We start from the raw sequence: 25,749 nt of genomic DNA on the forward strand, positions 1-25,749 counted from the left end.
CTTCCTTCTTCCTTCTGCTATCAAATCATAACAAACAAAAAAAGAGGCCGCGATCGACCTCTTGCCCTCTACAAATCCATTCTCGGATCTTAAAGTAGACCAGTATTAGCTCCGGGCTTACCAGTAGCCAATTGCACTTTAATAATTCTGCCGCCCATTTTCATAATTCTTTGCTGTTCCCGGAACCAGTTGTCGTAAGGAACAAGCTTAGTAAAATAGGTATTTTGCAATTCGCGCTGAGTGCGGATGCGAGTTTGGCTGGGGACGCAAGCAGTCACTTTAAACATTCTCATGGGAAACTAACTCCTGAGTAGGTTTACAGATTTTTAGATGGATTTTAAAAAGATTGAAGTCAGGGAGTTAGGAGTCAAAACTAGCTCGTTAAAACTTGTCGGGCTTTCTCGACTGGCCTTTGACGGTCTAGCAATCACTCGTAACTTCCCTGACCTCTTTGAAAGCTAAAGGTAGCAAGTCCAAAGTTAAAAGTTTAAGGTTAAAAGTTTAAAGTTAAAAGCTTAAAGAGGTAAAAAATAATTTTTTTTTCCTTCTTCCTTCTTCCTTCTTCCTTCTTCCTTCTTCCTTCTTCCTTCTTCCTTCTTCCTTTTTCCTTCGATTTAGCTCAAGCCAGAGCAGATGTAGTCGAAATAGACGCCCATTTCTTTACCAGCGTCAGAACCAACCAAACCGGCGGTGACTTCTTTCATTGCTTGGATTGCTTGTACGGTAGAACCGATGGGCACGCCCAAGGAATTGTAGGTTTCTTTCAAACCGTTGAGCACGCGCTCGTCGAGGATGGAAGGGTCGCCAGCTAGCATTGCGTAGGTGGCGTAGCGGAGGTAGTAGTCCAAGTCGCGGATGCAAGCTGCATAACGACGAGTGGTGTACATATTGCCGCCGGGACGAGTTACGTCTGAGTACAACAGAGACTTAGCAACTGCTTCTTTGACGATTGTGGCTGCATTGGCGCTGATAGCGGTAGCGGCGCGGACGCGCAGTTCGCCAGAAGCGAAGTAGTTCTTGAGCTTGTCTAATGCGCTGATGTCAAGGTACTTACCTTGAACGTCAGAGGAATTGATTACGGCGGTAATTGCGTCTTGCATGGTTGTCTTGTTTCCTAGAAAGTGGCTGAGTCAGTCCAATTTTGGAGCTAGAATCTGGGATTTGGGATTGGGGATTTGAGATTTTTAAGTGGTTGGTTATCTGCAAAAGCTTTTAGCTTGCTGTCAGCAACCCCCGATTCTTCAATCAAAAATCAAAAATCAAAAATCAAAATTCCTTACTGCATCGCACCGATAACGTAGTCGAAGTAAGAGGAAGCTTCGGAAGCATCTTCTCCAGACAGCAGCGAGGAAGCTGCACTCTTCATAGCGCGGACGCCTTCGGCGACGGCTGCAATCGGGGTTCCGAGAGAGTTGTACATTTCGCGGACGCCGACAATACCGATTTCTTCGATCGGAGTAATGTCGCCAGCTACGATTCCGTAGGTGATCAAACGCAGGTAGTAGTCCAAGTCGCGCAAGCAAGTTGCGGTCATTTCTTCGCCGTAAGCGTTGCCGCCGGGAGAAACAACATCAGGGCGCTTTTGGAAAAGTTGGTCGCCTGCTGTTTTGACGATACGTTCGCGGGATTCGCTCAAAATTTGGGCGATGCGGACGCGGCGTTCACCAGAGGTGACGAAGCTCTTGATCCGATCTAATTCACCTGGGCTCAAGTAGCGAGCTTCGGCGTCTGCGTTGACGATTGATTTGGTGACGATACTCATCTTGTGTGTACCCGCTGGATATTTTGCTATACGAACTGCTCTGCGTTGAGCTAGCGGCGGCGGGCGCTTTCATCCCGTACCTTTCGCTTCGCTGGTCGCAGGAGCTTTGACGGGGAAGGGCGGACTTTCCAGAGCTAGCAAGTGTTGAATTTGCTTGCTGGTGACTGCCTTCGGTGTTTGACGGCGCTGGTTCTTCACGCCGGTGCGCTTGTGAGTGCCCGCACTGTGCCTGTCGCTTAGAATACCACAAATGACTGATGCGATCTTTAAATCTACGATCGAGATTGCAGCAGATCGCTAAGTGGCGATCGAGTAACTGTCGGGCAGTTAGTCAGAATATTGCTTGTCTGACGCAACTACCTCTCGCAAGTATTTTGAGGCATTATGTTCACATTCTGAGTGTTACTGTAATAGTTTGTAACATTCCTTTTCATATTGGGGCCCTAGTTGGGTTCTGATAGGTGCAAATTTGACAGTCAAGAAAAACGCTGAAATTATTTACTAGCAAAGGTTGCAGACGATCGCTCTAGGGACTGGTTTGTCCCGAAAACGGTGCCGCGAGGATCGGAGACTTCTGTCTCAAAAAAAGGTGCGGGAGACGGGAGGAGACAGGGTGGCGACTGGTACGGATCGGAAATGGTGACTTTCGGGCTTGTAGCTAAATTTGACTCTGCCAAAAAGGGAGACAAGCCCCCGACACTCGTCGCGATCGACCTAAAATTTTAGATCGAAGTCAGAATCCCACATTGACGGAGCTGCAAGTAATGCCATCTCCGGTCAAATAAAATTGGATCGAGCGTGCGGAATGTTTTTTTTACGAGCGTAGACCGGACATGATATTACGGAGCATCTCACTTTTACCATAACTATTTTTTGACGGCTGGCGATCGCCACAGCTCGCTAAAAATACAAAAGTACAGATGCTACCCCAACCAAATCTAAAATCTAAAACTCGTACTGAGCGACTTGTGAGCCAGCGTAGCCGAAGCAAGCCGAAGTATCTAAAATCTCAATATCGATTGACTCTCACTTTATAATTCAGGTGCGCCGTGAAAAGAAATCTATCAGCCATTAAAAAAGCTTTGCAGTTTGGGATTAGCGGTGCTGTCGGCGGTTTTGCCGGCAATCTCATCACCGAACCTTTCATGCAGCGGCTCAATAATTCAACATCTGTTTTTGACAGTGTATTGTCCACAACTCGCTGGTTTGGATTGGTAGGTGGCGGGATTGCTACTGCGATTATGCTCGGCTATTATTACTATATTAAAGGCAAGCCCCAAATTAAACAAGCTTTAAAAAATGGCGGATTGTTTGGCTTAATAGCAGGGGCAATTTCTGGAGCGATCGCCGAAGGTATTTTTAGCGGGATTGGCGACGGTGAAAACGAAATATTGCGAGTAATTTGCTGGGGAATAGCCGGCAGTTTGTTAGGACTTGGACTTTCCAAACGAATTCCTAATTTGGGAGCGCTGCGTGGCGCGGGAGGCGGCGGTGTTGGCGGGCTTTTGGGCGGTTGTTTGTTTATTCTGTTTGCTTACAATTTATCCGGTACGGCGGGCCGTTTAGCTGGCTGTGCTGCGATCGGCTTTTGGATTGGAATCATGTTGGTTGTAGCCGAAACTTTGTTTAACAAAGCTTGGCTGGTAATTAGTTACGATAATGGAGCGAATCGCACTCTGACTGTTGGTGCCGAACCGGTGACTTTTGGTAGCGATGAAAATTTGTCTATTATCTACATTCCTGGTGTTTCGCCTTTAGCGATGCGGTTTCAATTAGAAGGCGGTCAAATTGCTTGCGAGAATGTCGATAGCGGGGCGGTGAGTTATTTGCGATCGGGCGACCAAAAGAGAATCGGAAACTGTACAATTACCGTCGGAAACTCTGACTTACCCGCTGCAAGTTCGCCTCCTGTCAGCCAGACTATTATATCACACAAATCCCCAGCCGATTCTTCTAACAACGGTCAATTTTTTCTGAAATTGGGAAGTCGAGTGATGCCTCTGACTGCAGGAACTCAGCTATTAACATCGGACATCCCTAGTTTAACAGCTACCGCGTCTAATGGTGTTGTAGCGCTGGTTAATTCTCGTTCAAAAGACCAGCTTTCGTTGGGATTGACTAATTTGGGCGATCGGGCTTGGTGGGCCACAGACATTCAAGGCGACATAAAAATGATTGAACCTGAAAGTGCCCTAACTTTAGCCTTGGGAACTAAAATCGAATTCGGTGAAATCGAGGGCGAAATTGTCAGAAGCTAAATCATTATTTGGTTCGATCGTTCGGAATGCGATTCCGCATCCAAATTAGCGGACTCGCATTCCTCACTACCAACTTTTTGGACTTCAGATCAATCAAATCGCCCATAATAAATTCAAGCAGAACTACCGCTAACACCAGTAATAACCGCCGCACCAATCAAATGAGCCAAACGCAAAGCTTCAGGAACCTTACCAGTATCAGTCAAACGCTGGAGTACCAGCGCGATTACTTCCGGTTGTTCGCCGCATACCTGAAAAAAGAAAGGTTCAAAAGCATAAATTTTTCCAGCCCGACGCAACAATTCTAAACGGTATTCCAAGTCCGGTAAATAGCCGAGGGCTTTTTCAATAGCAGCTAAATCTGGTTGGCGGCGCATCACAGCAACGCAAGGAATTTGCAGCCGTGATGCTAACTCCCGAAGGTCAATAATATTGAAGCCGCCGAAAGCAATTCCATCTAGTAAAACGAGATGCAATTGCGGCAGAAATTTGCCTCCTAGCAGTAGCTGACAAATAGCATCAGTGGAATCTAATCCGTCTGGGAGGACTTGTCCCCACACCATTCCTTCAAATCTGGTGCCCCCGCAGACTACTCCGGCGACGGACACCAGACCGCCGCTGGTACGAGAAAATGGAGCGTCGTCAAAGCCAATAACCTTAATTGTGCGATCGAGTCTGAGCAATTCTGCTAGTTTCAAAGTAGGGACTTCCCTAAACTAAAAATTTTGAGATTAATTTGACTTTTACATATTATCATAGACGTTAAAGACTCGAACGCTCAGTAAATTGACTTAACTAAACCTAAAATACATATTGCTCAAAAGGTTGCTGTTTATGTCTTCTTTTTTCTTATGTCTTCTTTTTACCCGCTTGCAAAGCCGAAGGGCTTCCTTCTTGTGACTGATGAATAATGAATCCTTCCTTCTTCTTGTTCTTTCTTCCTTTGTATGACTAATGACTGATGACTAACCTTCGACTTCACGAGCGGGTAAAATGACTAACAACTAACAACTGAGGGCGGGGACGCACCATCCACCGCCCCTACCAACTAACAACTACCAACTAACAACTGAGAGGGCGGTCACGCACCATCCACTGCCCCTACCAACCAACAACTAACAAATAACAACTAACAACTAACAACTAACAAATAACAAATAACAAATAACAACTAACAACTAACAATCAACAACCAACAACCAACAACTTCTACTTAAAAAGGTTTTAAACAATTGACAAAAAAATACGTAGCAGCGATCGACCAAGGAACCACCAGCACTCGATTTATCATATTCGATCGCCTGGGACAGATAATTTGCAGCAACCAACAAGAACACCAGCAAATCTATCCGCAACCAGGATGGGTTGAACACAATCCCGAGGAAATTTGGCAGCGCACCCAAAGCGTCATTAAAAATACCCTTGAACTAGGCAAAATCGACCCCAAAGATATTGCTGGCCTCGGCATTACCAACCAGCGCGAAACTGCAATTGTTTGGAACAAAAACACTGGCAAACCTTACGGCAATGCGATTGTTTGGCAAGATACCCGTACTCACCAAATTTGCGAAAAATTAGCTGAAGTCGAGGGCAAAGAGCGATTTCAAAAACGATGCGGTTTGCCGCTTGCAACTTATTTCAGCGGGCCGAAAATCAAGTGGATGTTGGACAATATTGCAGGATTGCGGGAAGCTGCAAATCGAGGCGAGGCGATTTTTGGTACTGTCGATTCTTTTCTAATTTGGCACCTCACCGGCGGCGCGCACGTTACTGATGTTACCAATGCTAGCCGCACAATGCTGATGGATTTACCAACCCTCGATTGGGATTCTGAAACTTTGGAAATAATGGGAATTCCCCGCTCTATGCTGCCAGAAATTTTCCCTTCTAGTCACATTTTTGGTACTGCAAAAGGATTGTTAGATGGTGTTCCAATTGCTGCTGCTTTGGGCGATCAGCAGGCTGCTCTGGTGGGGCAAACTTGTTTCAATGTTGGGGAGGCGAAAAATACTTACGGTACGGGCTGTTTTATGCTGCTGAATACTGGTGAGGCGATCGTCCCTTCAAAGCAAGGGTTGCTGACAACTGTTGCCTACAAGATGGGAGAATCGCCCGCTGTGTATGCTCTCGAAGGCAGTATTGCGATCGCCGGAGCTTTAGTGCAGTGGTTGCGGGACAATTTGGGCATCATCAACACATCTGCGGAAGTAGAAACATTAGCAAATACAGTCGAAGATAGCGGCGGAGTTTACGTTGTCCCGGCCTTTTCTGGACTCTACGCCCCCTATTGGAAAGACAGCGCGCGGGGAGTAATTGCAGGTTTAACTCGCTACGCGACTAAGGCACACATTGCCCGCGCAGTATTGGAAGCTACCGCGTGGCAAACGCGAGAAGTATTGGATGCGATGAATCAGGATTCTGCTGTGCAGCTTTTGTCTTTAAAAGTAGACGGAGGTATGGTGGGAAATCACACGCTGATGCAGTTTCAGAGCGATGTTTTGGGAGTGCCTGTGGTGCGGCCTGTGGTAGCAGAAACTACTGCACTCGGTGCGGCTTATGCGGCGGGTTTGGCGGTAGGTTTTTGGAGTCAGCTAGCCGAATTGCGGGATAATTGGGCGGTGGATTTTACTTGGGAACCGAAAATGCCGATCGCACTTCGGGAACAAAAATATCGCTTTTGGAAAAAAGCAGTTACCCGCACCTTCGACTGGGAAGAATGAATCGGTGAGTCAACCCCAAAACCCGTATTTAGTGATATCATGAAACCCAGCACTATTTTTCAAATTGCAAATAGATGATTTCCCTAAATAAATTAAAAAAAATTCTCACCGCCTTTCTATTGATACTGACACTAGCATTTGTAGAAATCGCTGCTAATTCCCAAATGGCGATCGCCGATCCAGCTACAACTCCCGAAACTGCCACCGCCGCCGAAGTCTTCAGCGCCAACTGTGCCGGCTGTCACATCAACGGCAGCAACATTATCAGGCGCGGCAAAAACTTGAAACAAAAAGCATTAAAAAAATACGGCATGGATTCCATCGCCAACATTTCCAACTTAGTAACCAACGGCAAAGGTATTATGCCCGCTTACAAAAATCGTTTGTCGGAACAACAAATTATCGATGTTTCAGCTTACGTGCTATCCCAAGCTGAAACCGATTGGAAATAGAACCTTGGTAGATTATTTATAGCTTAGGCAATCTTGCCACAGACATCAGATATTTCTTGATCGCAGGTTGAAGCGCGAACAGGGTTTCAGTTTCGGCTGGGACTGTTTCAATTAGCGATCGCCTGAAAAGCGATTCCAACGTCTTAAAAAAATCCGAGTCCCGATCTTGCTGAATATTTGAACACAATTTTTCAATCTCAACAGGCTTGACTTCTTTCGCCATGCAGTGCAATAGCTGGATTTCTAAGGATGATAAGCGATTAAACTGCCGAGATAACGTATCGCTATAATCTCCCAGAAATAGCCCATTTTTTAAAAATTTAGCAATGCTTCCGCCAAACATATCCTTAATCGTTGTTGTGACTATTTTTAACGCTAAAGGATTGCCGCTGTATGCTTCTATCAGTTCTGAGTATTCACATTCTTCAGACAAACCCTTGTTTTTAAGGATTTCCACAGCCGCCTCTCCCAAACCACCCAATTTTAATGACCGTACAGATTGATTTTGACCTTCTAACGCTGCAATTTCTTTGGGTTTTTCACAGCTAGTCAACAGCAAGCAACTTTGATGCTGCGATTTTGCTACTTGTTTCAGAAATTCCCCATATACTTGATATCCTTCTCGATAATTTCCTGTTAACTGCTCAGTGCTGAAAACAGCTTCCCACTCATCTAAAATTATTAGGCATCGACGCTTTTGTAAACACTGAATCAGCCGCTGGATACCATCAGCGATGATCGTCTGTTCTATTGCAGTTGTGGAAGCGATTAGTTTTTCTAGATAAGATTCAAGCTGCGAGCGCTCTTTGAGAGCGCTCGCAGCTTGAAGAAAAACTTTTTTATCCTGACTAATTAACCGCAATTTATCTAAATCGCTTAGTGGTTTATCTGATAAAGATTCGATCAAATTTACCAGAGTATCTGCCAATAGAGGTGCATAACTGAGGTCTATCCAAATCAAGCACTCAAACTGGTCTTTAATCATATTTCTTAGCTTAGATGCTAAAGCAGTTTTGCCAATGCCACCCATACCCAATATAGCAACTAAGCGACAGTTTTCTTGTAAAATACATTGCTCTAAGTTAGCAAGTTCTGTTGTGCGCCCGTAGAAAATAGACGTATCAGCCAACATCCCCCATTCAGTTGGATTTTCAATGGGAGTTTGGGGAGTTTGGATATAATTTATCAATGTAGGATGCAATGTTTCTACATTCCCCTTTTGTTTATAACCAAATATTTCTAGCATACTTGGGATTTCTCTCCAGTCTTTGGGTTGTTGGAGCGTCAAAACTTCTATGTAGCGATACAGCCCTCTCGATAAGTCTACTCTAATACCGGCGCATTCGCGGTGGAGTGCGGTGGCAATTTCCGGGGGACTATAATTGCAAAGCAATCCTCGCAGGTAAGTTTTTTCTAAAGGAGTGAGTCGCTGCTTTGTACTGCTAGCGTACTCTTGTTTGGCTGCTGTCAAGTCTGCATACAACTGTTCGAGATTCCAGCAAGCCGAAGCCTCTATAAACTTCTGTGCTGGTATTTGTAAAAGTTTATTTCGCTGTGTCATGTATATTCATAATAAGTAAACACCCCATCAACTCGATACAGCTACTTGTCAGTCCGAAAAAATTAGATGCACCTGATGCAACCTTGTAAGCGACTTTAATCTGTTTTGCCAATTCAAGTCGAACACTTCTTTGCGATTAGAACATAATCTTGCTAAATCATGCGAAACTGTTTAGGTGAAATGCCTGTGTATCGGCGAAAGCACTTTGCAAAATGACTGGGATTGGCAAAGCCACACTCGATCGCAATATTGTTTATTGTCCATTCTGTCTGCTTCAGTAGTTGCTTCGATCGCTCTACTCGTTGCTGAATTAAGTAGGCATGAGGAGTCATTCCAGTTGATTGCTTAAACAATCGACAGAAATAGTATTGACTCATACCTAATTCGGCTGAAATTTCTGCTAACGATACATTTTCACTAAAACGATCGTTGATGTATTCAATAGCTTGCTTTAGTTTGTATTTTGACAAGCCGTCTTCATATTCCATCAGAGTATGCTTACGGGTTGAGTAATATGTTAAGCAATGAGCCGCTAGAGCCGTCGCCATTGAATCCGCATAAAAGCAACTATTATTTGGCTCGTTTTCCAATACTGCTGTCAGTGCTAAGATAATTTGCCAAACTAGCGGATCGGGTTTTTTAAGCGTCAGATTAACTTCAACTCGATCTGGGTTTACTGACTCATAGGCGGCATGATTAAGAAATGTAGGCTCAAGGTAGCAGTGAGTGATATCAAATTCCTGACTACACCTAGCCTTAATAGGTGCGTAAGCAGGAAGGATTTCAATGCAACCCGTTTCATCCCGGTCATGCTGCACTAGGTGACGCTTACCATCAAAGGCTAATTCCATTTCTGTTGGCTGCTTCCAAAATGGAAGACAAATTATATGTTGCAAACCAGATATTTCAGGAATTTCCATTGCAGGCAGTTGATAGTGTGCTAGATGAATATTTTTCCATCCCGCGTCATGACTGGAGTGAATGAGCGGGCGCGGAACAAACTTTGAAGTTGCATCTTGTTGAGAATAATCAATAGCTAAAGGTCTTTCTGTTAGCATCTTTTTCTGTCCTTCCAATCCCTATGGATAAAATTTTTGTCCAGTAGCTACCTCATCTTTATAACTCGTAGTTATACGGAAACTTTCTGTATAATATGCCAAATTGAGTAGTTTTCACAAAAATACCTAATAAAAATACTAATAGCTGTTAGGTAACTTATCAGTCTTGAGTGTTTTATAAATGTAGAAGGCAGTATTTTATAACACCTGCTATCAAAAAAGTTAAGAGGACAGCTTAAATGGCATCAATTCAACTGACAAATCAGTTAACTGCAACTGACAAGGATATCCCGACTCCTAATCCTAACGATGGTTCGGCAAGAACTCGCGCTAAAGATTACCTCTTAGACGTAGGGTTAGTTAATCAGCCTATATCAATCGATCTCTTTAAAGATCTGAGCACTAGCTTCGACCCTTACCTCCAAGTCTTTCAGGTACCCAAAGGCAGCAGGGGTGCGAATGTCGCTGATGGGGCTCTTCTTCTTGCTGAGGATGATGATAGTGGCGGCTTCCCAAACGCAAAAATAGCGAGTTCTCCTGGTACCAAATACTCCAATGGGGCTTCTTTCCCGCTTACAAGTGTGCCTGGTGTGGACTATGTAGTCCGCGTGACTAGCTATAATACGTTAACACAAGTTCCTCAGCCTTTCACATTACAGGTTTCAACTCCCAGTGGCAGTGTCACCTTGAAAGACCCTATAACAGGTGCGCCTGTAAATCCAGAAGGCAGTAGTGGCGTTCCCGTGGCGCGTTTCTTTGACAAGACGGCAGGAGGGCATTTTTATACTACAGATCCAACAGAGAAAAGTGACCGACTAACCAACCCTGCTCGTTTCCAGAGTGAAGGCGATGAATTTATTGCTCCAAACGGCGGTAACGCACAGGTTCAACGCTTCTTAAATACGGCATCAGGAACCTATTTCTTTACGAATAAACCTGGTGAGATAAGCTTTGTTCGCACCTTACCCCAGTTCCGCGATCAGGGGGAGGTTTTCAATTCATATAGCACGGCAGTTCCGGGTGCGATACCCGTCTATCGTTTTACTAACCTAGCGAGGGAACGGGAAAATTCGCTAAATATTACACACTTTTTCACAGCAAGCGACGAGCAGCGGCGTGCGGTACAAGGGAGATCTGATTTCCGGGATGAGGGCGTTGCTTTTTATGCTCTTCCCGGCGCTTAAGCAGGCAGTGGGATTATAGGTTTAAAATGAGTAGTAGGGCGCGTCGCACGCACCCTACTTTTTTATCTATTAAACTTTTGGGTAATAAGCGATATTTTGGTCATCCTATGAACAATCTCCGTAAAAAACCTTTTTTTTTCAAGGCTTTAACAATCATTAGCTTGTGTTTGTATCTAACCTTAACTCTCAGCCCGCCCGCTTTCGCCTCGATTCACAAGTATCCAGAAGCGGGCGACAGAGTAATGTTTCGTTCCGTACAAAGCCTGCGCGATACTGATGACAAAGCGTGGCAAGTGGTTTTGTACAAGCGAGTAAAGTCGGGAGTAGTAAACTCTTTTAATCTAAGATTGGTAGGGTTTCCCGGAACAGAATTGCAGCACCCTGTGCCGCTGAATGTGGCTGCGGGAAGTCGCGCAATGGGCATGGCTAATGATATTTGGAGCGAGTCGGATTTGCCGATTAATGTCGGAGAATACGATTTTAAATCAATCATTACACAAGTCGAAAGTAATCAGCCTTTGCGGTTGAACTTGCCTGTGAAAGGTGAAAAACAAGCTGCGTTGCTGGTTCCTCCTTTTGCTGTCAGAGAATGGCGACTGTTGTTAGAAACCAACTAATGCCTGTGACAATAAATTGTGCTACATTTTTAAATTTAATATCATTTTTTAAAATTAGATGATTCCTAGACATGGCAAGGGATTGCCAGTTTTTTTTCAAAGTATCCTACACTGTTTATGTGTAGCTTGAGTTTCAAGAATAGCTGTTGAATCATCAATTGAATCGCATTTTTGAGTAAAAATTGATACAATTCTCCACTGATAAATCGATAGATTAAAATATGCCTTAAGGTAGATTTGACCTATTTGAAGGGCGATCGCGAAACAAACTAAAATCAGAGTTAGTCTGGTGACAAAACTCCAATGTTTACGTGCGTGCCTTCAGGGTGAATCTACTATGACTTTAATCAGTACCATTGTCCAAAAAGCTTTAAAAACAGGTTATTTAACGGTTGAGGCAGAAGAAATGTTGCGACAGCAGTTGCAGATGACTAAGTACGGTTTGGAAGATTTTGAGGCTTTTATTACTTTACAAAAAGAGGTGATGGAGGGCAGGGTAAGACATCAGGCTTTGGAATTGTTGCGAAGTAGCAGGTGTTCTGCGACTGCTTGAATTTGGATAAATGGGATAAAAATGTCCAGCATCTTCTGTTTTTATCCCTAACAGTTCGCGACATTCAGACCAAAGAAACCGGGTTTTTTATCCTTACTCTGGGTGAAAACGCCCCTTTTCGTAAAAAAAACCCGGTTTATGACCGCCTTTGCGTGCAAGACTGCCTAATTAGAAAATTGCGGCGCACGGGAGAACTTGACAAAAATACCCAAATCAACAATAATTGTAGATTGTCTGTCTAAATCCTGCTCGGATCAGGTCGAGACATTCCAAAAGCTGGAGAGCAGCCGTCAAAAGTCCACAGCCAAAAGTCCACAGCCAAAAGTTCATAACTAATGACTGATGACTAATGACTAATGACTAATGACCAATGACTAACCAGCTACCTGTACGGCAAACCCAACGACTATCCCATGACCTACGCAATTATTGAGACCGGCGGCAAACAATTTCGAGTAGAACCGGGCCGCTTCTACGACATCGAACTGCTTCACGTCGAAGCTGAATCACAAGTCACCATTGACAAAGTATTTCTGATCCAGCACGAAGACGACGTTCATATCGGCCAGCCTCTAGTAGAAAATGCCACAGTCGAAGGAACTGTGCTGCGGCATTTCCGGGGCCGCAAAGTCCTCGTCTACAAGATGAAGCCGAAAAAGAAAACTCGGAAGAAAAAAGGACACCGCCAAGAAACAACTCGGTTTATGATTGACTCTATTACAGTCAATGGTGTTGTTTTGGCCGCGAGAGATTTGTCTCAAGCAGTTGTGGAAACTCCCCAAACTGGCGAAATTGAATCAGAATAAACAATAGTAAATAAAGTTGAGGACATTATGGCCCATAAGAAAGGTACAGGCAGCACACGTAACGGACGCGACTCTAATTCCCAGCGTCTTGGTGTCAAAAAGTACGGCGGTCAAGTTGTCAAAGCTGGCAACATTTTGATTCGTCAACGCGGCACGAAAGTTCACCCCGGTAATAATGTTGGTATCGGCAGAGATGATACTTTGTTTGCTTTGGTTGATGGTGTTGTGACTTTTGAAAGAAAGGGCAAAACTCGCAAGAAACTCAGTGTTTATCCTGTGGTTGCAGCGGCGACTGAAGCTGTGGCTGAAGCTGTCGCAGTTTAATTTTATGCGTTCCTGGGTTTTGCCTGGGAACGTATATAATTGGGGATATGTTTCCTGATTTCATATCTCAATATACCCATATCCTCGACTTCTTAAAGAAGTCGGGGATGTCATGTTTGGTAGACCATTTTTGTGAGAAATTCGGAATGATTTAACCGCAGAGGCCGCAGAGGCCGCAGAGGAAGAGAAGAGAGAGATGAATCATTTGGATGCCAAGGGATTTGATATGATTCGCTCGCTTTGTGGCTAGCCTCCTCCGACGATTGTGACTACTTCTAGGATGTCACCCTCTTGGATGTTTGTGGTTTCCCAAAATTGTTTGTGCAGGATTTCGCCGTTGTACTCCACAGCTATTAAGCGCGGGTTTAATCCTAGTTGTTCTAGTAATTTTGGTAACGGTGTGTCGATCGCACAATTGCGTTTTTCTCCGTTAACTTCCAGCGCAATTTGATTTGTCATCATTTAAATATTATCAGTTTTTAGAGCTGCTTCGGTACAAAAATTATATTTCAATACGCTTGAAATGAAAAGACTCGCCGGTTTGAACCGCCAGAAAGTCAGACAAAACCCGAACTCAGACGGGTTATATCGGTATACGAAACCCGCCCGACAAATTGCTAATCAACTAAGCTAATAAATTTAGCTTGTCCCTCGCAAAGCTTTCTGGGCCTTCAGATTCTGCATCCGAATCAACTGCGAGATCAAAAACTGCGTGACTAAAGTAGGCTGTTCTGCTTCCATGATCGATCGCACTACGGCAACTCTTTGAGATCCAGCATTCAATACTTGATCGAGGTTGTTGATATCAATTCCGCCGATCGCAAACCAAGGAACAGGCGACTTATCAGCAGCATACCGCACATAGTCCAAACCCGCCGCCGGCTTGTTTGCTTTCGTCGGAGTTTCGTAGACAGGCCCAACTCCAATATAGTCGGCTCCCGCATCAATAGCTCGCTGCATTTCCTCGCCATTGGTAGTCGAACAGCCGATAATCCGTCCCGGGCCGAGCAACCTGCGCGCCTCGGCTACAGGCAAATCTTGCTGCCCTAAGTGTACGCCGTCGGCATCCACTGCGATCGCCAAATCCACGCGATCGTTCACAATCAGCAAAGCATCGTAGCGGTGACAAAGTTCGCTCATCTGCCGCGCGTTGGCCAACCTTGCGCCGTCGTCAGAGGTTTTGTCGCGGTACTGCACCAAAGTCAGCCCGCCTTGCAAAGCAGCTTCCACGACTTGTAACAAGTTGTCTCGGGGCGAAGTTACCAGATATAAGTGCGATCGAAGTAACTGCTGGTAGCGCCGGTAAGCCAGCAAATCGCTTTCGAGAGTATACACCCGATAGCGCATCTGCTTAAAAGCCTTGCCCATATTTGGATCGTAAACTTTGCCGTACTCTTCCAGTACCCGCAGAGCTTCTTCCACCCGACAGAAATTCGCCTCCAGTAGCTGCTGGATGCTCGATCGCTGCTCTTCCTGCGGGTGAGTCAACTCCGTCCCCGGATCTGCCGGCGTATCCCTAGCGCTGCGTAATTCTGCCGTGTGCCAAGCCGCCAATTCCTGACGCAGTTGCTTGCACGCCAGGGCCTTTTCGGCGTTGTTAAGACCAAACCTGCACCATTCTTCAATAATTCTCAACCCTTCGCGCGCGCGGTCTAGATTTGCATCTAAAATCCGGCAGAGGGCCGGCTGTGCCGGTAAAGTTCTGTTTTGTTTCTCGGTCATTCAGAACCACCTTAATTAAAATTAATCTTACCTGTCAAACTGCTACATTTTCCCACACCGTCAAGATTGTGGCAAAGTGCGATCGACCTAATTTTCGCCTCAACGGATCTAAATTTGACAAATTTTTAAGTTTTAGGGAATTTGAAAAAAACAAAGCATAATAGATCAAACTTGATCAAAGTGGAATCGTTAAACTGCATACCACACTTCGGAGGAGAGCCGTGAGGTTAGCAGAGCACAAAAGATTAACAGCAGAAAACCCCAGCAGGCGGGTGAAATTAAAATGCGATCGCCAGAACCAGATACAAAACAGCGGATGCGAAATTTGGCTCAAAGATAAATTGTGTTTTTTTATGTTTCTAAATTCAAAACAGAGCGAGTGCAAAGAAAATCGTAGCTTGCGGGGCGGAACGCCATCGCCAAGGAAAGCTTTAAGTTCTTGCTTGCTGCTCGTCTTTGCCAGCACAGCTTTTTATAGCCCTCAAGCTTCAGTTATCGCTGCGGGTATCCCCCCGGTGCAGATTCTTTCTCAAGCAGCAGAAAGCGACATTAACATACTGTACGTGAGTTCTAGCGGCGGTAGCGACACAGGAGGTAACGGGAGCGATCGATCGCCATTCAAAACCCTCACCTACGCCTTAAGCGTAGCCCCGCCCAAAACAGCAATTTTACTAGCTCCCGGTACTTACAGCGCTCAAAGCGGCGAAAAATTTCCATTAATGCTCAGACCCAGCGTGACGGTGCAGGGAAATCCCAACACTCGCGGCCAGAATATTGTGATCAAAGGCGGAGGAGAATTCCTCAGCCCGACTTCGGCGGGTCAAAACATCGCAATTTTAGGCGCAGACGGGGCGGGACTTAGCGGGGTGACAGTGACAAATACCAACTATCGCGGTTACGCTTTGTGGATCGAATCGAGTTCTCCGACGGTTGTCAACAATACTTTTTCGGGGAGCACTCACGACGGGATTTCGGTAGTGGGAACTGGAAGGCCGACGATTGGCGGCAATGTTTTCTCGAAAAATGGAGCTAACGGGATTACGATTTTTGGCAGTTCCCGGCCGGAAGTTCGAGATAATGTGTTTGAAGACACTGGATTTGGCGTGAATGTAGCGCAGAACGCTTCGCCTCTGCTGATCGGTAACAAAATTACTCGGAATAAGGACGGCGTAGTGGTGCAAGCTGATGCTAGACCGGTGCTGCGTAACAATTATATCGAAAGCAACAAGCGGGACGGAATTGTGGCGATCGCCCGAGCTCTGCCGGATTTGGGAACTGCTGCCGAACCGGGGGGTAATGTCATTCGCAACAACGGTCAGTACGATGTCAATAATGCGGCGAAAGGTCAAGTAATCCCAGCTTACGGCAATCAATTGTTGAGCAATCGCACGACGGGTTCGGTAGCTGTGGCTGGAACTTTTAGCCCGCCTGCGCCCATTGCGGGCCGTGGTTTGCTGCTAACGTCCGATCGATCTGCGAGTATCGGCGGCCCTGAAACTTCTCTCCCTGTTTACACTCCGGGGCGGTTAACTCCCCAAGTTGAAAGAGCGCTAATTGTGCCACCACAGCCTGTTTCCATGAGGTCGCCTAACCCTCAGTTGCGGCAAGAAATTGCTCCGATAAATGCCACTGCTGCATCGATTGTTCCAGGGGCGATCGCAATTCCCGTACCAGATCCCGATGCTCGATCTGTTCGAGAAAGTTCAGTAGAGCAACCAATAATTTCGCCCAATTTTGATAGTTCTAGTTCGGTTTCTTCCGAGGGTAAATTGCCGGTTCCTGGCCGCAACATTCCTCTAGGGAGGGGCGGCTACGTACCTGCTATTTTAGGGGGGAATTCTGTGGCAGGTTTGGAGAATTTGCCGTCATTCGATCGAGCTATTGCTTTGGGTTTCCGGTATCGAGTTGTGGTGGATGCCCAGAGTTCAAACGACAGACAAAAAATACTCTCCTTGGTTCCCGATGCTTTTCGGACTTTTACCAACGGGCGATCTGTGATGCAAGCCGGTGCTTTTCGGGAGCGCGAAAAAGCTGACGAATTGCTCCAAATTCTCACCGTTAACGGCTTGAATGCTCGCATTGAAGATATTAAATGAAATGGGCTTGGCAGTTGGCAGTAGTCAGTTGGCAGTTGTTTGTTGTTATATCATCAATTCCGGTTGCATTCCTCATGATGTTGACTGTTGACTGTTGACTGTGAATCGAATAACTGAAAATTGCACCGAGATAGGTGGTGATTTGTAAAAATCCTTCATTAATTGCCCTCTAATTTATCACCTGACGATGCAGCCGGAAACGATATTATTAAGCTGTAACGTGTAGCGCAAATAAACATTGCATATTCAGGGCGGGACACCCCACTCATTGTTTTATTGTTTTTTGATATACAGTTTAAATGCCGCAACAGCTTATTAGCTAATGCCAACCACCAACCACCAACTGCCAACCACCAACTGCCAACCACCAACTGCCAACTGCCAACTGCACGCAAAATTTTAGGGCCTAGCATATCGGATGCCAGACCCTAAAACATTTGTGAGTTAAATTGATTCAAGTGGGTTTTTAGCTGTGCTGAAATCCAGCAAAACTACTACTAAAGTTTACTTTTTGGCAATTGCTCTGCGGGCGATATAGCTAATAGCGGAGCCTATGCAGACTTCTGTGTTTGACTGCGCGATCGCCATTCTAACTTGTTGACATTCGATTTCTCAAATCGCCTCAAGCTATTTCACAAATCTCGATCGCAAGATCAACCTTTCTTTGCTAATAAACTATACGATTCAGGCATGGCCTGCGAACTAGAGTCGATCGGGACAAATACTCTAATTTCAAATTTTTTATCCAAGTTTTTTTTGCTTCTTGGTTCTGCCCCTCATGTATTTAACATAACACCAACTTCCGCCATGACAATACTTTCTTTACTAAACTTGACACTTTTTAAGTCATTAGTCATTAGTCATTAGTCATTAATCATTAGTCATTAGTCATTAGTCCAACGTCATGTTTTGCTGTCGCCTCGGAGCTTTCCGTACAGCGTCATCAGGAAGAAGGTATATACAGCAGGCTTTTTAGAGTTCCAGACTGTATGTTTAATTAGGTTGATGGACTTAACAATTTGTACGATCGCCCGTTAGCCCTCGCAGAGGATCGCGCCATGTGCATATAGCGGTTGTCAAGAAAGTGAGGTATGCCCGGCGCGGGCCTATGCCCTGCGCGGGCCGATGCCCTGCGCGGGCCAGCGACAGCTCATCTTTCTGAGAAATGCTATATCCGACAGTATTTGCTGGCTTTCAGCGCAGCAAAGCTTCCCAAGTAGCGCGGCCGACAATGCCGTCTGCTGGTAGTTGATATTGTAGCTGAGCAGCCTTGACAGCAGCTAGAGTTTCCGCCCCGAACACGCCGTCAGCACTAGCGCGCAAAAATCCCTTCGCCCGCAGTCGTTCTTGCAAATCTCTGACCGCCGGGCCCCGCATTCTTCTTCTCAAAACCGGAAAATTGGTGGGCTGCGGTTGTGGGTTAATCTCTGAGTTTTCTGCCGTTGCAGGATTGTTGGCGATCGGGCTTTCGATCGCCCCAGGAGTCGCAGGAAACAGCCGGTTCCAAGTATCTTGACCGACAATACCGTCTGGGGCGATGCCTGCTGCTTGCTGGAACTGAGACACAGCTTTAGCGGTGCTTTGCGAGAAAATCCCGTCTACACTATCAGCGTAAAATCCCAACAATGCAAGAGCAGCTTGAAGTTCGCGCACTTCCGAGCCGCGGCTGCCCAATTTAATGGCCGGACGGACGATCGCACCTGTTTGGGCTGTTTGGGCGATCGAGCTATTATTGTTAGCGGGTTCGGAGGCCCGTAGCTGTGCAGCAGCAGGAGTGGAGGCGATCGAACTTATTGCCAAAAAACCGCACAAACCCCAGCCTAGGGGCCAACTCAGAACCTCGCGAGCTTCATTCCAGCGTGCTGTCTGGTTTCGGGACATGGAAAATTCGACCTCTGTCTGCACAACTCTTGGCGATCGTACATCAAATCTGGCCAAAATTGGGCGGAGCGAAGCGGAGGGATGGGGAATGGGGAATGGGGAATGGGGAATGGGGAATGGGGAATGGGGCATTTTTGATTCTCAGCGCTTCCCTCCGATCAAAAAATTAATCCCCTCAAATAGCTGCAATTGGCAAAAAAACTGCTAGATTGCCGTAGAGCAAACATTGAATTGCGTTCATTGGGCCACAGCAACACCATGACCGAATCCACCATCCCCACCAGAACTGCCAGCCAAATAGACATCGGCAATGTCAACATCGGCAACTTCCAAGTCGGCAGCATCAGCGGCAATAAATACAACGACTTCAACGCCAACGGCCGCCCGGATCTCCCAGAAGTGCCAATTCCTAACTGGCAAATCTACCTCGACCTCAACAACAACGATCGATTTGACTTTAATGAACCTTCCACCCTCACCAACGCCCAAGGCAACTACACCTTCGTCAACCTGCCGCCTGGAACTTACCAAGTTAGGGAAGTCCAGCAGCCGAACTTTCGCCAAACTACGCCCAATCCCGCGCCCATCACGATTAACAGCGGGACTTTTGCTGGCAATATCAATTTTGGCAACAACTTCAACGCCGGGACGATCGCCGGGACAAAATTCAACGACATCAACAGCAACGGCAGCCAAGACCCAGGGGAACAACCCCTAGCTAACTGGCAAATTTATCTCGACCTCAACCGTAACAACAGGCTCGACGGCGGCGAACCTTCTACTGTTACAAACCTTCAAGGCAATTACGCATTTGTCAATATTCCCGCAGACACATATTTGGTGAGAGAAGTCCAGCAACCGGGTTTTATCCAAACTACGCCAGACCCTGGCCCGATTGAGGTTACTTCCAATGCCAATATCAACAACGTCAATTTTGGCAATGTCTTTTTTGTCGGCAGCATCAGCGGTATTAAGTACAATGACCTGAATGCCAACAGCATCCGAGACGCGACTGACCCGCCTCTGGCTAACTGGCAAATTTATCTCGACCTCAACGGCAACAACAGCCTCGATCCGGGCGAACCGAATACCATCACTAACCCGGAAGGTAACTACACTTTTGGCAATGTTTCCCCCGGTCGCTATTTGGTGAGGGAAGTTCAGCAGCCCGGATGGGTTCAGACTACGCCAAATCCAGGGGCGATCGACATTACGGGCAACACTAACGCTGTCGGCGTCAACTTCGGCAACAATTTCCCCACCGGCAGCATCAGCGGCTTCAAGTTCAACGACCTCAACGCTAACGGTATCAACGAACCGACGGAACCGAGAGTTGCCAACTGGCCCATCTACATCGACCTCAACAACAACAACGCTAACGATCCCAACGAACCTTCGACTTTAACCAACCCCCAAGGCAATTTCTCTTTTATCAACTTGCCCCAAGGCACTTATTTCGTGAGGGAAGTCCCGCAGCCCGGTTTTCGACAAACTACGCCAAGTCCGACTCCGATTACCGTGGGTAACGGCACAAATGCGACTAACCTCAGCTTTGGTAACGTGTTGGTAACGGGGACGATTAGCGGTGTGAAGTTTAACGATTTTAATGCCAACGGTCGCCTCGATGCCGGGGAACCGCCGATCGCCAATACCCAAATTTACATCGACCTCAACAACAACAGCAGTTTAGATCCGGGCGAAGCGAGTACCTTGAGCGACAGTCAGGGGAATTACAGTTTCCGCAACGTTCCGGTAGGTAGTTACGTAATCCGGGAAGTTCAGCCTCCGGGCTTCATTCAAACGACTCCGCCTGCGGTGGTTGTTGTCTCGTCAGATGTTCGGGGTAGCAGTATCGATTTGCTGACGGGAGAGGCTGAGGGTCGATCGGCTAAATCTTTGAATGGCGACTCGCTGACGGATGGGGGCAACTCTGCGGGGGCGGAACCGGAGGCTTTGATGGCGGCGGATAGCTTGCTTTCGAGCGCTGGTCGTGCTATTTATCCAATTAGTGATTTTTTGGTCGATCGACAAGCGGCGAGTTTAGGCAATCTTCCTAACTTGGTGCAACAGAATGTCGGTCGGGAGCTAAATGCACAAGTGGGTGAATTTGTCAATAAAAACGAATTAATTAATTGGAATCTCGGAAACTCTTTCGTGCCGTCGGGTGCGAGGGATTTGTCGGTGATGTAGTGTAAAAAAAGCTCGATCGCCGGAATGCCAAACAGCAGATCAAAATCAGGAAGTGGTTAAAGGGCGATCGCGTGATACCGTATTGTTGGCAACCTCCAACACTCAAGCCTAAGTTCCGGCAACTCCGAAGCAGGCTTGTATATTGGGTGCAAGATTCAGAGGCTGTAGGATCGATCGTGAGTGAGAAACTATCAGACAGTTCCCCAACGCCGACCGACATATTTCCAGGCAAAGCAAGTCAGTTCGAGTCCGATCGCTCGATCGGTCTAAAGTTTTTTCAGGTTGGCAATCCCAGAGGCTGCGATCGCCTCTTCACAGCGAACCTTGACAAACCTGAATGATTCAGCCTGACTAGATATCGGGGAGAACACTAAGTCTTAGCCTTTTTAAAGCTCGAAACAGCAAGTACGTAGGGACACAGAAGGCGTGCAAATCTTGAAGAGGTTGCCCTCAAATTGCCAGGGTTCTTCAAAACCTGATATACTTGCCAGCGACAAAGCTTGAGGCATTGTTGTGTGAGATGGGGAACATTACCTCAAGCGCAGACGTATGTAAAATCGAGTGGCAATTGTCAGCGACTAGCAAAAGCTACTCAGCTATTGACAAACCCATACAGTAGTCTGTAATTAACGTGGATTTAGGTGTGAAGGAGAGAAATCATGGCAGATTTAACTAACGAAGAGCGGATTGCCCAGCAATTACAGGTTGGGAATGCAGGCCCGGCAATTTTAGGGATCAAGTTCAATGACTTGAATGCGGATGGGATCAGACAGGCAAATGAACCGGGTCTGGCAAACGTCCCCATTCTCCTCGAACCTGCCGTCGGCAGCAACGGCACATTAGATGCAGGGGATGTCTCCGTACTGACAAACGCCAACGGAGGGTTCTCATTCATAAATCTTGTTCCCGGCAACTACGTACTCACAGAAACCACAGTACCCGCAGGTTTCCGTAGTACGACTCCCAATCCCCTCGCTGTAACTGTTGGAAACACAAACGCCAACGTTTTCTTTGGCAACACCCAAGTTGTGGGCAGCCGGATCGTTGGATGCAAATACCTAGACGTAAATGGCGACGGCTTTCGAGACGGGAATGAACCGGGCATTAAAAATGTCAGGATATATCTTGATATAAATGGCAACGGCCAACGCGATGCAGGCGAACCCAACACCCTAACAAACAAAAATGGTGCGTGGTCGTTTGACGTAGCGCCCGGAACCTACAAAGTTCGGGAAGAACGGATCGCATCACAAGTTGATGCAAACGGACTAAGACTTAACAGTCCGACCGCAGAACCTTTAGAAACACAAGATTTCCCCCAAAGCACCCCACCCAACAACATTCCCGTACTCGACGTAACGGTAGCCGCCGGCCAAACCTTTGCCTGCGCTCAAGTTGGTGACACTCCGCTCTATCAAATTGAAATTAACAAATTTCGGGACCTAGACCGCAGCGGCACGCGAAATGTGGTCAGTGGAGTTTTGGAATCCCCCATTGCTAACGTACCCTTCATTTTAGATTTGAACGGGAACGGTCGCTGGGATGGAGCCTCCGCTGAACCAGTTGCCATCACCGATGTCAACGGAGTGGCTACCTTTAAAAATTTGCGATCGGCAAATTATTCAGTTTTGGAAGTATTTCCAATAAACTCTCTGAGCGAAGTAGGTGGGCCTAACATTCCTCCCGGCAACCTTAATGCTCCAGTATCCACCACTCCCAACCCCGTTCAGGTTTCTGCACCAGGGCCGCAGGCACGGTTCCAAGCCTCGATCAGCAGAGAGCAACCGCTGTTAGTAGCAGACTCAACCTATACGCTGAAACCAAACGACCCTAAATTCGTAGACAACAACTTCGACGGCATTCAACAGGCTGGGGAAAGTTCTATTGCAGCAACGGGTGTACGACCAATTTTTGCGAACACGCCTTTGGCTTTCCCAGCGACTAACCCCTCACCGGCACTTACCTTTACTCCTGTGGGAGCTAATACTGGCGCTGGAACGAATGCTGGTGTGGGCAACACTCGGCCTAACATCACTGTATTCAAATACAATGACCTGAACGGAAACGGTCGCTACGAGCCAATTCAGGGTGAAGCACCTCTTAGCGGTGTTAACGTCTTCATCGACACCAACAATAATGGGGTTGCTGACACCGGAGAACAACAAATACAGACTAATGCCCAAGGAAGAGGAGCATTTACCAACTTGGCAACGGGCAGTTACACCGTGCGAGAAGTCGTACCGGCTGGTTTCTCGCCTTCTACATCTGTTGCTGTTCCCGTGACTCTGAGCACTCAGGACGCTAACGTTACCTTTGCCAACACGCCGAACAGCAACATCACCGGTTGCAAATTCGAGGACTTTAACCTCAACAGCTATCGAGACGGAAATGAACCGGCGATTCCCAACGTTACTGTCTATCTCGATACGAATAACAACGGTGCTTTGGATGCAGGGGAAGCCACTACGACTACCGATCAGTTTGGTCGCTTTGCGTTCAACAATTTGACTCCGGGTACTTACAACCTTCGAGAAGTACCTCCTCCTGGTTTCTTCCAGACGACTCCAGCGCTGAATATTGTTCTGGGCCCCAATCAAACTTTTACCTGCGCTTTGATTGGCAACTCTCGCACCTATGACCTACGGGTTCCTAAATTCCGAGACGACAACCGCGACGGCACACAAGATTCAGGCGAACCGCCCTTGGTCGATATCCCATTTACTCTGGATTTGAATAAGAACGGCCGCTACGATCCGGCAACTGAACCTCTGGTAAGAACGGATGCTAACGGGATTGCTGTATTTCCCAATTTGTTCCCTGAGAACTACTCGGTTTTGGAAGTCTTCGATCCGAGCGTTCAAAATCCGTTCCCGATCCCAACCGGGCCCAATCCTGTTACCTTTAACGTGCCAGGCCCGAATACTTCGCCTTCGGTGCCTCTACCAGCGGCAACTGTAACTGGTTCTAGCCTCGATTTGTTGACTGGCGACACGGGTGTGGCTGCTGCTAGCATCGATCCTTTGACCAACGGCGGCAGTTCCGCTGTGGTGCAAGCGAGCAGTGTCGATAGCTTGCTCGCTCCTGAAACTGCAGGCGTAAGTAGCTTTGACTTCAACGGGTTGAAAGACGCGGCGGAAGCTTCAATTGTCACGTTTTTAGAAGCTCAGAAGCTCGATGAACCTAAATTACTGTTGGGCGCTCCAACTTCGACTCCGCTGTTTTAAGGTTAATTGGATTCTCTAGTTTGAGACTCAGCAATTAGCAGCTAGCTGGTTTAAACTGCACCTCAAAACATGATTTTGGGGTGCATTTTGCTGCGATCGCGACTTTTGCATAAATACCTTTAGGATTTATATCAAGTCCGATCGAACTACGGTAATATCCAGGCTTGGGAAGGCTTTTTGAGATTTTCAATTATTGGTCGGTATTGTTGGTGACCCGAGTCCCTACGGAAATCGCGACTGGATGCTAGTCAAGATCCTAACAAGCGGGTGCCGATCGCCCAAACTGTCTTTAGTCGTAGAGTGCGATCGGCAAAAAGAAGGATTCGCTACCTCGAAAAAACCTTTATTTATGAAGGTAGAACTTAGAGGAATATGTTATGCCAGCTCAACAACAAACCAATCCGGCTCAACATCAAGAACAGCAACCGGGCATCGAATCTCAAATGACTCCGCAACCTGAATCCTTTGCCTCCGAGTATCGCGGCAGCGACAAACTGCGCGGCAAAGTAGCCTTAATTACCGGCGGAGACAGCGGTATCGGGCGCGCCGCGGCCCTGGCATTTGCTAAGGAAGGGGCGGACGTGGCGATCGGCTATCTCAACGAAGATGGAGATGCTAAAAAGACTAAAGGGGCGATCGAACAACTCGGCCGCCGCTGTATTGCGATCGCCGGCGACATCGGCGAAGAAAGCGTCTGCCAAAACCTTGTAGAACAAACAGTTAAAGAATTCGGCCGCCTCGACATCCTCGTCAACAACGCCGCCGAACAGCATCCCCAAGAAAGCATCGAAGACATCACCGCCGAACAATTAGAGCGCACCTTCCGCACCAACATTTTCTCAATGTTTTACCTCACAAAAGCCGCTCTAAAACACCTCAAAGAAGGAAGTGCAATTATCAACACTACCTCAGTCACCGCCTACAAAGGCAACCAACAATTGCTAGATTACTCCTCCACAAAAGGAGCAATTGTTGCCTTTACCCGCTCTTTGTCTCAAAGTTTAGCTGAGAAAGGAATTCGCGTCAACGGAGTCGCCCCCGGCCCGATTTGGACACCTCTAATTCCTGCAACTTTTCCCGAAGAAAAAGTTGCGAAATTTGGTGCAGACACGCCCTTGGGACGCCCCGGTCAACCCGATGAAGTTGCTCCCTGTTACGTGTTTTTAGCTTCAAAAGATTCGTCTTACATGACGGGTCAAATTTTGCACCCCAACGGCGGCTCTGTGATTAACGGATAGAATCTTCTCGATTCCGATGCTCGTAGGGGCGGGTTTTACCAACAATCTTTGATAAAATTCACCAAACAAATAAACCCGCCCCCACAACCAAATAAGGAAAAAG

The 25,749-nt window shown here is 46.8% G+C and carries 23 protein-coding genes; 13 read left to right on the forward strand and 10 right to left on the reverse strand.

The genetic code is table 11. The annotated features are described in order from the left end of the window. Positions 1 to 89 precede the first annotated feature (89 nt). The 4 genes from QT998_RS17200 to QT998_RS17215 form a co-directional block, all read right to left on the reverse strand. Complete coding sequence (locus QT998_RS17200; protein WP_006634929.1) at positions 90 to 293, reverse strand: phycobilisome linker polypeptide; 204 nt, start codon at positions 291 to 293, stop codon at positions 90 to 92. Positions 294 to 614: 321 nt separating this feature from the next. Then, a complete protein-coding gene (apcB, locus tag QT998_RS17205; protein ID WP_006634930.1) occupies positions 615 to 1,100 on the reverse strand; it encodes an allophycocyanin subunit beta in 486 nt (161 codons plus the stop codon). Positions 1,101 to 1,276: 176 nt separating this feature from the next. Then, positions 1,277 to 1,762: an allophycocyanin subunit alpha gene (gene apcA / locus QT998_RS17210; RefSeq protein WP_333088649.1), complete on the reverse strand. Its 486-nt coding sequence runs from the start codon at positions 1,760 to 1,762 to the stop codon at positions 1,277 to 1,279. Positions 1,763 to 1,831: 69 nt separating this feature from the next. Continuing rightward, positions 1,832 to 1,960 carry a hypothetical protein gene (locus tag QT998_RS17215; protein ID WP_333088647.1) on the reverse strand — a complete coding sequence of 43 codons (129 nt, stop codon included), beginning with the start codon at positions 1,958 to 1,960 and terminating at the stop codon, positions 1,832 to 1,834. 851 nt (positions 1,961 to 2,811) lie between these two features. Here QT998_RS17215 and QT998_RS17220 point away from each other — a divergent pair. Next, on the forward strand, positions 2,812 to 4,020 hold the full coding sequence (locus QT998_RS17220; RefSeq protein WP_333115904.1) for a hypothetical protein: 1,209 nt from the start codon (positions 2,812 to 2,814) through the stop codon (positions 4,018 to 4,020). 113 nt (positions 4,021 to 4,133) lie between these two features. On the opposite strand, the gene QT998_RS17225 is transcribed toward QT998_RS17220, so the two are convergent. Further along, on the reverse strand, positions 4,134 to 4,718 hold the full coding sequence (locus tag QT998_RS17225) for an endonuclease dU (RefSeq protein ID WP_333088644.1): 585 nt from the start codon (positions 4,716 to 4,718) through the stop codon (positions 4,134 to 4,136). Between the two features lie 534 nt (positions 4,719 to 5,252). Between QT998_RS17225 and glpK the strand changes: the two genes are divergently transcribed. Together glpK and petJ are read left to right on the forward strand one after the other, a co-directional pair. Beyond that, positions 5,253 to 6,740, forward strand: coding sequence for a glycerol kinase GlpK (gene glpK / locus QT998_RS17230; protein ID WP_333115908.1), 1,488 nt, complete (start codon positions 5,253 to 5,255; stop codon positions 6,738 to 6,740). A 74-nt stretch (positions 6,741 to 6,814) separates the two neighbouring features. Beyond that, positions 6,815 to 7,192 (forward strand): cytochrome c6 PetJ, encoded by a 378-nt coding sequence (gene petJ / locus QT998_RS17235; protein ID WP_333115911.1) that lies wholly within the window; start codon positions 6,815 to 6,817, stop codon positions 7,190 to 7,192. Positions 7,193 to 7,208: 16 nt separating this feature from the next. Here the strand turns inward: petJ and QT998_RS17240 are convergent, their stop codons facing one another. Both QT998_RS17240 and QT998_RS17245 read right to left on the reverse strand, forming a co-directional pair. Then, a complete protein-coding gene (locus tag QT998_RS17240) occupies positions 7,209 to 8,753 on the reverse strand; it encodes an NB-ARC domain-containing protein (protein WP_333115914.1) in 1,545 nt (514 codons plus the stop codon). Positions 8,754 to 8,905: 152 nt separating this feature from the next. Next, entirely contained in the window at positions 8,906 to 9,811 is a 906-nt protein-coding gene (locus QT998_RS17245; RefSeq protein ID WP_333115918.1) for an AraC family transcriptional regulator, read from the reverse strand. A gap of 239 nt (positions 9,812 to 10,050) precedes the next feature. Between QT998_RS17245 and QT998_RS17250 the strand changes: the two genes are divergently transcribed. The 5 genes from QT998_RS17250 (at position 10,051) to rpmA (ending at position 13,295) form a co-directional block, all read left to right on the forward strand. After that, on the forward strand, positions 10,051 to 10,995 hold the full coding sequence (locus tag QT998_RS17250) for a hypothetical protein (RefSeq protein ID WP_333115920.1): 945 nt from the start codon (positions 10,051 to 10,053) through the stop codon (positions 10,993 to 10,995). A 107-nt stretch (positions 10,996 to 11,102) separates the two neighbouring features. Then, a complete protein-coding gene (locus tag QT998_RS17255) occupies positions 11,103 to 11,612 on the forward strand; it encodes a DUF3122 domain-containing protein (RefSeq protein WP_333115923.1) in 510 nt (169 codons plus the stop codon). Between the two features lie 337 nt (positions 11,613 to 11,949). Beyond that, complete coding sequence (locus tag QT998_RS17260) at positions 11,950 to 12,165, forward strand: hypothetical protein (RefSeq protein ID WP_194008992.1); 216 nt, start codon at positions 11,950 to 11,952, stop codon at positions 12,163 to 12,165. Positions 12,166 to 12,578: 413 nt separating this feature from the next. Beyond that, positions 12,579 to 12,971: a 50S ribosomal protein L21 gene (rplU, locus tag QT998_RS17265; protein ID WP_194008993.1), complete on the forward strand. Its 393-nt coding sequence runs from the start codon at positions 12,579 to 12,581 to the stop codon at positions 12,969 to 12,971. Positions 12,972 to 12,998: 27 nt separating this feature from the next. Further along, on the forward strand, positions 12,999 to 13,295 hold the full coding sequence (gene rpmA, locus QT998_RS17270; RefSeq protein ID WP_194008994.1) for a 50S ribosomal protein L27: 297 nt from the start codon (positions 12,999 to 13,001) through the stop codon (positions 13,293 to 13,295). A 246-nt stretch (positions 13,296 to 13,541) separates the two neighbouring features. On the opposite strand, the gene thiS is transcribed toward rpmA, so the two are convergent. Together thiS and QT998_RS17280 are read right to left on the reverse strand one after the other, a co-directional pair. Beyond that, on the reverse strand, positions 13,542 to 13,754 hold the full coding sequence (thiS, locus tag QT998_RS17275; RefSeq protein WP_194009021.1) for a sulfur carrier protein ThiS: 213 nt from the start codon (positions 13,752 to 13,754) through the stop codon (positions 13,542 to 13,544). Positions 13,755 to 13,934: 180 nt separating this feature from the next. Further along, positions 13,935 to 15,017, reverse strand: a complete 1,083-nt coding sequence (locus tag QT998_RS17280; RefSeq protein ID WP_333088632.1) for a thiamine phosphate synthase — start codon at positions 15,015 to 15,017, stop codon at positions 13,935 to 13,937. A 221-nt stretch (positions 15,018 to 15,238) separates the two neighbouring features. Between QT998_RS17280 and QT998_RS17285 the strand changes: the two genes are divergently transcribed. Continuing rightward, positions 15,239 to 17,113, forward strand: coding sequence for a DUF1565 domain-containing protein (locus tag QT998_RS17285; RefSeq protein ID WP_333218085.1), 1,875 nt, complete (start codon positions 15,239 to 15,241; stop codon positions 17,111 to 17,113). 1,194 nt (positions 17,114 to 18,307) lie between these two features. On the opposite strand, the gene QT998_RS17290 is transcribed toward QT998_RS17285, so the two are convergent. After that, positions 18,308 to 19,126 (reverse strand): peptidoglycan-binding domain-containing protein, encoded by an 819-nt coding sequence (locus QT998_RS17290; protein WP_333218087.1) that lies wholly within the window; start codon positions 19,124 to 19,126, stop codon positions 18,308 to 18,310. A gap of 126 nt (positions 19,127 to 19,252) precedes the next feature. On the opposite strand from QT998_RS17290, the gene QT998_RS17295 reads away from it, so the two are divergent. From QT998_RS17295 to QT998_RS17310, 4 genes are all read left to right on the forward strand, one after another. Continuing rightward, entirely contained in the window at positions 19,253 to 21,184 is a 1,932-nt protein-coding gene (locus tag QT998_RS17295; RefSeq protein ID WP_333115935.1) for an SdrD B-like domain-containing protein, read from the forward strand. A gap of 176 nt (positions 21,185 to 21,360) precedes the next feature. Then, a complete protein-coding gene (locus tag QT998_RS17300; RefSeq protein ID WP_333115938.1) occupies positions 21,361 to 21,525 on the forward strand; it encodes a hypothetical protein in 165 nt (54 codons plus the stop codon). A gap of 318 nt (positions 21,526 to 21,843) precedes the next feature. Then, positions 21,844 to 24,408, forward strand: coding sequence for an SdrD B-like domain-containing protein (locus tag QT998_RS17305; protein ID WP_333115940.1), 2,565 nt, complete (start codon positions 21,844 to 21,846; stop codon positions 24,406 to 24,408). 377 nt (positions 24,409 to 24,785) lie between these two features. Next, positions 24,786 to 25,646, forward strand: coding sequence for an SDR family oxidoreductase (locus QT998_RS17310; protein WP_333088622.1), 861 nt, complete (start codon positions 24,786 to 24,788; stop codon positions 25,644 to 25,646). Positions 25,647 to 25,749 lie beyond the last annotated feature (103 nt).

Origin of the sequence: Microcoleus sp. S1D4, from assembly GCF_036700765.1 — a bacterium.
Taxonomy (GTDB): domain Bacteria; phylum Cyanobacteriota; class Cyanobacteriia; order Cyanobacteriales; family Microcoleaceae; genus Microcoleus.